Source organism: Zhongshania guokunii (assembly GCF_040892635.1).
GTDB lineage: Bacteria > Pseudomonadota > Gammaproteobacteria > Pseudomonadales > Spongiibacteraceae > Spongiibacter > Spongiibacter guokunii.
Map to the genome: position 1 here is coordinate 1 of NZ_JBFRYA010000029.1, position 7,653 is coordinate 7,653.

The 7,653-nt window shown below is 49.1% G+C and carries 8 protein-coding genes and 3 pseudogenes; 8 read left to right on the forward strand and 3 right to left on the reverse strand.

The features are described from left to right. Nucleotides 1–374 precede the first annotated feature (374 nt). The 3 genes and pseudogenes from AB4876_RS18845 to AB4876_RS18855 form a co-directional block, all read left to right on the forward strand. Nucleotides 375–1,501, forward strand: a pseudogene (locus AB4876_RS18845) (IS4 family transposase). Between the two features lie 47 nt (nucleotides 1,502–1,548). After that, a complete protein-coding gene (locus AB4876_RS18850) occupies nucleotides 1,549–2,157 on the forward strand; it encodes a TetR/AcrR family transcriptional regulator (RefSeq protein WP_368383238.1) in 609 nt (202 codons plus the stop codon). Nucleotides 2,158–2,236: 79 nt separating this feature from the next. Then, nucleotides 2,237–3,163: pseudogene (locus AB4876_RS18855) on the forward strand (IS3 family transposase); the annotation flags it as partial. A 146-nt stretch (nucleotides 3,164–3,309) separates the two neighbouring features. Here the strand turns inward: AB4876_RS18855 and AB4876_RS18860 are convergent. Then, nucleotides 3,310–3,941, reverse strand: a pseudogene (locus tag AB4876_RS18860) (IS30 family transposase); the annotation flags it as partial. Nucleotides 3,942–4,126: 185 nt separating this feature from the next. Here AB4876_RS18860 and AB4876_RS18865 point away from each other — a divergent pair. After that, the gene (locus AB4876_RS18865) at nucleotides 4,127–5,053 is read left to right on the forward strand and encodes a LysR family transcriptional regulator (RefSeq protein ID WP_368383239.1); all 927 of its coding nucleotides are present in this window, start codon (nucleotides 4,127–4,129) and stop codon (nucleotides 5,051–5,053) included. Nucleotides 5,054–5,164: 111 nt separating this feature from the next. On the opposite strand, the gene AB4876_RS18870 is transcribed toward AB4876_RS18865, so the two are convergent. Both AB4876_RS18870 and AB4876_RS18875 read right to left on the reverse strand, forming a co-directional pair. After that, nucleotides 5,165–5,440, reverse strand: a complete 276-nt coding sequence (locus AB4876_RS18870) for a hypothetical protein (RefSeq protein WP_368383245.1) — start codon at nucleotides 5,438–5,440, stop codon at nucleotides 5,165–5,167. Then, complete coding sequence (locus tag AB4876_RS18875) at nucleotides 5,335–5,676, reverse strand: TetR/AcrR family transcriptional regulator (protein ID WP_368383240.1); 342 nt, start codon at nucleotides 5,674–5,676, stop codon at nucleotides 5,335–5,337. Before AB4876_RS18875 ends, AB4876_RS18870 begins: the two co-directional genes overlap by 106 nt. 124 nt (nucleotides 5,677–5,800) lie before the next feature. Here AB4876_RS18875 and AB4876_RS18880 point away from each other — a divergent pair, with 124 nt between their 5' ends. From AB4876_RS18880 to AB4876_RS18895, 4 genes are all read left to right on the forward strand, one after another. Next, nucleotides 5,801–6,169: a hypothetical protein gene (locus AB4876_RS18880; RefSeq protein WP_368383241.1), complete on the forward strand. Its 369-nt coding sequence runs from the start codon at nucleotides 5,801–5,803 to the stop codon at nucleotides 6,167–6,169. A 72-nt stretch (nucleotides 6,170–6,241) separates the two neighbouring features. Next, on the forward strand, nucleotides 6,242–6,577 hold the full coding sequence (locus AB4876_RS18885; RefSeq protein WP_368383242.1) for a hypothetical protein: 336 nt from the start codon (nucleotides 6,242–6,244) through the stop codon (nucleotides 6,575–6,577). A 49-nt stretch (nucleotides 6,578–6,626) separates the two neighbouring features. Further along, nucleotides 6,627–6,914 carry a hypothetical protein gene (locus AB4876_RS18890; protein ID WP_368383243.1) on the forward strand — a complete coding sequence of 96 codons (288 nt, stop codon included), beginning with the start codon at nucleotides 6,627–6,629 and terminating at the stop codon, nucleotides 6,912–6,914. Nucleotides 6,915–7,078: 164 nt separating this feature from the next. Further along, a partial coding sequence (locus tag AB4876_RS18895) for an NUDIX hydrolase (RefSeq protein WP_368383244.1) occupies nucleotides 7,079–7,653 on the forward strand: 575 nt, incomplete at its 3' end.

Below are 7,653 nucleotides of genomic sequence, written 5' to 3' on the forward strand. Positions count from 1 at the left end.
CAGACTGACCTTAGGTGCGTTAAACTAATTGACGGTGATTATTGCACAAAGATAATCTGAGTATGATCAAGTGGTCAGTGCTGAGAGCGTGTTAGTTGAGTGCGAGTTTAATATTGTCTTCTGATTGATTTATAAGGAAAATAATCTTTAGAAGGAGGTTTTCCTGAGTATCGACGGGATTCCGTTTACGTCATTTTCATAAAAATATTTTACCACTGCTGTTCGGTTAACACTTCGATAGAACGGGAATTTTTCAATGATCATAATAACTTACAGCCAAATTAGTGTGTCCCCGACTTGAACGCGAATCCGGCAACGTATCCTCTTGGCCAGACTCTGGCGGCCGAGACGATGCGACGTATACCGGAAAGACGCTGTTTGCACAGATCATTGACTTTCTTCCGTGGAAAACTTTTCACAGGCTCGTGTCCCGGTACGATGGGGATCACCGTATTCGCACACTCCCGTGCGCCGCGCGCTGGCGTGTGCGCAGCTCACCTACAGGGAGAGCCTGCGCGATATCGAAGCGTGTCTCTCGGCGCAATCGGCCAAGCTGTACCACATGGGCATTGGCTCGCCGATCAAGCGTTCTACCCTGGCGGATGCCAACGAGCGACGAGACTGGCGAATTTATGCCGAGTTTGCACAACGGCTGATCACGCAAGCTCGAAAACTCTATGCCGAAAAGGATCTTGGGCTGGATCTGACGAACACTGTTTATGCGCTAGACTCCACCACAATAGATCTCTGCCTGTCGCTGTTTCCATGGGCGCCATTTTGCAGCACCAAGGCGGCGGTGAAAATGCATACACTGCTGGACCTGCGTGGCAATATCCCGAATCTTATACACATTTCCGATGGCAACGTGCGCGATGTCAACGTACTCAACCTGATGATTCCGGAACCGGCCGCGATCTATATAATGGACCGCGCCTATCTCGATTTCGAGTGACTTTTCACCCTTCACGACGCAGGCGCTTTTTTGTCACCCGGGCCAAAACGACTTCCGACCTGCGAAGAATCTATTCGGCGCCGAGCGACCGGGCGCAAGGGATCATCTGCGATCAGACAGTGGCCCTGTCGGGGTTCTACAGTCAAAAGAGCTACCCCCATCATCTGCGCCGCATTCGCTTCAAAGATCCAGAGACGGAAAAAACACTCGTCTTTCTGACCAACCTGCTTGGCCCTCCACCAACGACCATTTGCGAGCGATACAAAGCCCGCTGGCAGGTCGAGTTGTTTTCAAATGGATCAAGCAACATCTCCGTATCAAGAAGTTTTACGGCGCGTCAAAGTACAAGTCTGGACTGCCGTGTCGGTGTACGTGCTGGTAGCTATCATCAAGAAGCGCCTCAATTTGGAGGCATCCCTCTACACTTTGTTACAGGTAATTTCAGTCACTCTGTTCAAGAAAACCCCTTTAAAAAAGGACCTTTTCAATACCAAACATATCCTGGAGGATAACATGAATTCTAACCAACTGAACTTATTCAATATTTAACCGGACAGTAGTGATATTTTACGATAAATTAATTTAGGATATATGTAATGGCACAACTAGGCATATCTGATATAAACAGAGTTATTGAAGTTGCATCAAGGTTGTTTGCAGAACATGGGTTTGATGGCGTCGGAATTAGGCGAATATCTGAAGTAAGTGGTGTTAAAACGGCAACCATATTCTACCATTTTGGTACAAAATCGAGCTTATATGAAGAGGCGCGCGAATACAAATACCTAGAAGCAGTTAAGGCAATTTCAAATGCAGCCAAATCAGCAAATACCCCAGATAAAAAGCTGCAAAGTATTCTGGGCGCTTTTCTCGACAAACTCCTCAGCGACCGAACGTTGCTCATGCTATTGCAGAGAGATGTTGCTGATGAAGTCGCGCGTGGCGGTCCCGTATACCCTCCCTGCAGAAATTCTGTGTTAATTGAAGTTACAGAGGAGCTGTTTCAGACTCAGTTTGCAACCATTAAAGAACGCCGCCTTGCTTTTTCTCTTGGCTCACTATTGCTTGGTTTTGGTGCGGTAACCGCATCGATGATAGCAAATACTGATGACCGTAGCCATGGACCTGAGTGGTATGCGACCCAGCGAGAGGAAATGGTTAGTCTTGTTTTGTCGATAGGTTCGAGAATGCGAAATATGTTATAGCCTAACGGTCTAAAAATTATTTATAGTCTGCAAGCAGAAAAATTGCCTCGATGTTGATTTGCATCCAATACATCCCCCCAAGGCCAATGACCTTTTAAAAAAGGACCTGGGCGTCGACCTGCAGCTCCTAAGCAACCGGGAGAAAACGATGCTGGTTGACGCCCTGAAAGAAGAATATGGCTTAACGGGGCTTCTTGAGCGGCTCGGCTTGGCACGCAGCTCTTACTTTTATCATCGGTCTCGGATGCGGGTTGCCGACAAGTATACGGAAGTCCGTTGCACCATAACCGAGATATTCGAAAGCAATCACCGGTCCTACGGTTATCGCCGAATTCAGGCTTCGTTGACCAGGCAGCAGGTGTTCGTCTCGGAGAAGGTCGTGCAGCGGCTCATGAAACAAGAAGGTCTTCGTGCTGCAAGGCCCAAACGGCGCAAATATCGTTCTTATATCGGAGAAATAAGCCCTGCTCCAGAGGACATTATCAATCGCGATTTTCATGCCGCAGCACCCAACGAGAAGTGGCTCACGGATATCTCGGAATTCCATTTACCAGCCGGGAAGGTTTACCTGTCGCCTATAATCGACTGTTTCGATGGCATGGTCGTAAGCTGGTCGATTGGCACTAGCCCCGATGCAAAGCTTGTGAATATCATGCTGGATGCGGCCATTGAAACAGTGGTCGAGGGCACTGAGAAGCCTATCGTCCATTCTGATCGGGGCGGCCATTACCGATGGCCGGGGTGGCTGTCCCGTGTTGCGAAGGCGAGCCTGATCCGATCCATGTCGCGCAAAGCCTGCTCGCAAGACAATGCGGCCTGTGAAGGGTTCTTCGGAAGGCTAAAGACAGAGATGTTCTATCCGAGGGACTGGCGTTCGACGACCATCTCGCAGTTTGTCGAAGAGCTTGATGCCTACATTCGCTGGTATAACGAAAAGAGGATCAAGATCTCCCTTGGTTATCTCAGTCCTATCGAGTACCGTGAAAGCTTGGGGTTAGTGATGTAAATCAGTCCAAGAAATTAGCCGCATCCCCCTGGGGTCAGTTTTAAGTGCAAATCAACAGCCTGGATTCAAGTAATAAGTGCAATCAGTTATGCAGCCAGTAAATCAACTGCCTGCCCCAAGAATATTTCATTCGGCGTTTTACCGCCTCAAGTTTCTCTGGGCCGATTATTGAGACGATCCATCACAAATTGAATATCAGTATCACTTACCTGGGTGAAGTCCGTGTGCTTCGGAAAATACTGTTGAATCAACCAGTTCGTGTTTTCGTTAATGCCGCGCTCCCAGGAGCTGTAGGGGTGCGCAAAGTAAATCCTGGTACCAAGCGCTGCACTTATCCTTTCGTGTTCCGCAAATTCTAAGCCGTTGTCAAAGGTGATCGTCTTCATCGGCCCGTTCAGCGTAGTAAAGCGCTCAATCAGCACGTTCGCCAGCAAGTCCGAGCGCTTGCCCGTCAGGCTGACAATCACAGTGTACAGGCTCTTGTGCTCGACCATGGTCAGCAACGCTCCTTGACGACCTTTTCCGATCACCGTATCGCCTTCCCAATCACTCAGTCGGTTTCGCCTGTCGACCACCGACGGCCGCTCGTCGATACTGACTCTATTGGCAATTCGATACGGTTGTCGTAACTCCCGTAGTGTTTCCGGTAGGGCTTGCTGGCGACTCTCAAGTGCGTGTACAGATCGCCTCCTACTGCCTTATCCTGGTAAACCAACTGATAGATCGTCTCATGATGCAAGCTGACGCCGCGTTCACGCTCGATGTAACCGGCAACCTGGGCCCCCGTCCTCTCTAGGAAATTGCGCTTATTATCCGAATCCGGGATTTATTTTCACCGCTCAGCGGTTTTTCGCGTAAGATCTCAGGAAAATAATTAATGGCGCTTAGTTATTGCGACAGCGCTAAGTCTGGTTGCTTGAATTCGGGGTGCTGCCTTGATCTAGCTCCTGTGCTGGAGGGAATATGGGAATTAAAAAAACAAATTTAAATCAATTGCGAGTCTTGTCAGTGTTACTGCGCGAACCAAATTTATCACGGGCTTCAGAGGTGCTGGGGCTATCCCAGCCAACTTTAAGTTCAGCACTAAAGCAGATGCGAGATGAGTTTAATGACCCGCTCTTGGTTCGAGTTGGCAATAAAATGGAGTTGACCAATCGTGCGCGGTCTTTGCTTGAGCCCTTAGATATCATTTTTAACGCTGTAGATCTGCTGTGGGAAAATGAAGAAAGCCGGCCTGACGAGATGTCGCGTCGTATTATTATTGGTACCACCGATTATGGTACTGCGATTGCCAGTTCCGCCCTGCAGAACATCTTAAGCGCCGAAGCGCCAGGCATCACTCTACAGTTTGTCGACGTGGCTGAGACCCGACGGTTGATTAATCGCGAAAATGAAATGGATTTTTATTTGGTGCCAGATGCGATTTGCCATTCTCCAGCGTTTTTAGAGTTCAAATACCTGCCTTTGTATACCGAAGAAATGGTGTATATGGTGAACCGTGATCATCGGCTCGTGGGTTTAGAGTCCATTACCGAGGAAGATTATCGCCGTGAAAAGTTTACCCTTTATCACCTTGGTGAAGAGCGTACCTCATTATTGACTCGCAAGGTGCTGGCGGAAATGGAAAGTGAGCACGACATTGTTATGCGAATTCAGCAGTTTTCATTGCTACCGATGATTGCCGAAGAGACCGATACCGTGGTGATTGTGCCACGGCGACTGGCAGAAAAATTAGTTGACCGATTTAACTGTAAAATTCTGGGACCAAGTGCACCGGCAGTGCCATTTACGTTTAATTTGATGTGGGAGTCCGTGCATCAGTCAGACAGAGTACATGAGTATATGCGCAGTGTTTTTCGTAGATTATTTGACCGCCGTGAAGAGCACTGAGTCATAAATTTAGCGGCGACATGGTAGCAATCCAGCTTCTATTAGATCTAAGCCGCGGCTGAGAAGCGCAGGCAGACTGCCACCGTTTCGCGACCATACATGGAACGAGGTTCAGAAGGCGCCGACAATGGCACCGGCTAAAACGCGGGAATAAAAATCTTCGTTGGGGTCTACGACTTTCTCCTCAGCAAAAATGCACGCCATGATGTTTTCGTATTCGGCTGAAATTTCTAAATAGCGCTTGTAGAGTAGCGCTTCTTTTAGAAATAGCGCAGTTCGGCTCACTGCAAACTCTGAGTTGTCATCAGCCCAGTACGACACGCTCTCGATAATAACCTCCCGTGCCCGACCCCACGCAGGACGATCATCGCCTTCGTACCGCAGCACCGAACGTAAGCTTTGGTAATGCTCGGTGACATCAAAAAAACGGCATCTTCCTTGGTCTTAAAGTGCCGAAAAAAAGTACTCGCAGAATAATCAGCGGCTTTGGCAATTTGCACTACGGTAACATTGCCAAAGCCGTGTTTTGAGGCGAGCGCAACGGCGGCCTCGGCGAGGCGGCGACGACCGCGCTGCTTGCGGCGCTGATGCGGTGGGGGCGTTTGTTTGCCATAGGTGCACAAGCATAGCGTGGATATTGGATCAAGGAAAGCATTGGTAAATGACGCTTGGTATTATTATAGTGGTGACTATCATTACGGGTGCCACTTTTAATAATGATAAGCAGCAGTAAGCGGAATGACGCAAATGACAATAAATACCCCTTATCACGTAGCTGTTTGGGGGCCGGGCGATGTCGGCTCGGTTTGTATTCGAGGGGCGATTCGCCGCCCTGAGTTAGAGGTAGTTGGCGCCTATGTATATGGCGAGCATAAAGATGGCGTTGATATTGGTACCTTGGTTGGCAAAGACCCCGTTGGCGTGGCAGCAACGGGGAATTTGGCGCAATTCCTTGCGGTAGACTGCGATGTGGTGATTTATACGGCGCTGGATTTTCCAGGCGGTCCAGCTGAGCAGGATTTTTTGACCTTGATAAAAGCGGGGAAAAACGTGATCACTTCGCTTCCCTATAGCTACCTGCCGGCGCGCAGTGAAGACTTTAAGCAAGCTTTGTAAGCAGCGGCCTTAGAGGGCGGTGCTACGTTTTATGCCAACGGCGTTAACCCCGACTTTAATGGCCACCGCTATGTGTTACTGCAAACTGGGCTGTCGAATGATGTTGATAGCATAAAAATTGAAGAGTATTTTGACTGCGAAGACCAAGCGAACACCACGACTTTAGATATTATTGGTTTCGGTGGTGATCCCTGGCAAGGTATGGCCGACGACAGCCCCGCTTTATTTTACCAGCGTCAATATTGGTTCCAGATGATTCAACACATGGCGGACTCCATGGGTGTTGAGCTTAGTCGGATAGAGGCGGCAAGTTACTCCGAAGCGGCTCTAGTGGATTTAGGTCGCCGACCTTTACCATTGCGAAGGGCCGTACCGGAAGCGTGGCGTATGAATCAATTGGCTATGTAGGCACAATCCTTTTATTACCATGCGCGTTGGTTGGTATCACACGCCAATAATGAAGCCCGCGCAAGTTAACGGCACAACCGAGTGGATTATTACAATTGAGGGTCGGCCCGCGACACGCTGTGCATTGAATGTGGCGCCGTCATTTTTGAGTGATATTAAAACAATTGAGGGCGATCCTGCCGCGCCGGGCTACTTCGCGTATACGGTCTGCTTACTGCAGGGTATTCCTGCTGTTGTCGCTCACGGCCCCGGCGTAAAGCAGACTGATTTGCCGCCGATTCATTGGCGAAAAGATATGCGAATGATCACCCCTAGCAATCGGCAATTGCACAATTAAGACCTTGCCCTTGGTAGCTAGCTAGCAAGGGGTTTTAGTTAGTATTTGCGATGGCTGATAGTGCCTATAGATTGATTTGCATGGCTAAAATTTCTCAGTGGCTAATAATGAGAATAATAAATGAGTCCCCCTGATATGTGGGGGCAATAGCCCAGAGAATAAACATGAGTCATTTCTGTTACGAATGCGGTCACGGCCTAGAACTGCGATTTTTATCTGAAGACGAGCGCTTTCGTGAGCAGTGCCCGAGCTGTGGATACATTCATTACCTCAACCCCAAAATTCAAGTTACCGTCGTCGCTCAAAACGGTTGTAAGATACTGTGGATGCAGCGGGCAACTGAGCCGGGTATTGGCCGGTGGGCGCTACCGGGTGGCTTTATGGAGTTGGGTGAGTCGTTGCGGGAGGCGTCTGCAAGGGAGTTGCGAGAGGAGACCGGGCTTGATGTTGATCCCCAATCATTGCGCTTTTATGTGCTCGGTAATTTAACCAATATGGATCAAGTGCACATTTTATTTAATGTTAACTGTATTGATCCTGTCTTGAGCCCTGGCTGCGAGGCGCTGGCAGTAAAGTGGTTTAGTGAGGAGGAAGCGCCTTGGCAGCACTTGGCATTTCCAAAGGCCGAGGTCGGCTTGCGGTTATTTTATCGCGATATACAGGCGGAAACGCTAGGCCTGTACTATGCGGAGCAGCGGCAGGATGCGCTGTATCTTAAAAGTTTGCTAAGGTCAGTCTA

Coding starts and splice junctions, on each gene's coding strand:
- AB4876_RS18865 (WP_368383239.1), top strand. CDS start 4,127: ATGGGAATTAAAAAAACAAATTTAAATCAATTGCGAGTCTTGTCAGTG.
- AB4876_RS18890 (WP_368383243.1), top strand. CDS start 6,627: ATGAAGCCCGCGCAAGTTAACGGCACAACCGAGTGGATTATTACAATT.
- AB4876_RS18880 (WP_368383241.1), top strand. CDS start 5,801: ATGACAATAAATACCCCTTATCACGTAGCTGTTTGGGGGCCGGGCGAT.
- AB4876_RS18850 (WP_368383238.1), top strand. CDS start 1,549: ATGGCACAACTAGGCATATCTGATATAAACAGAGTTATTGAAGTTGCA.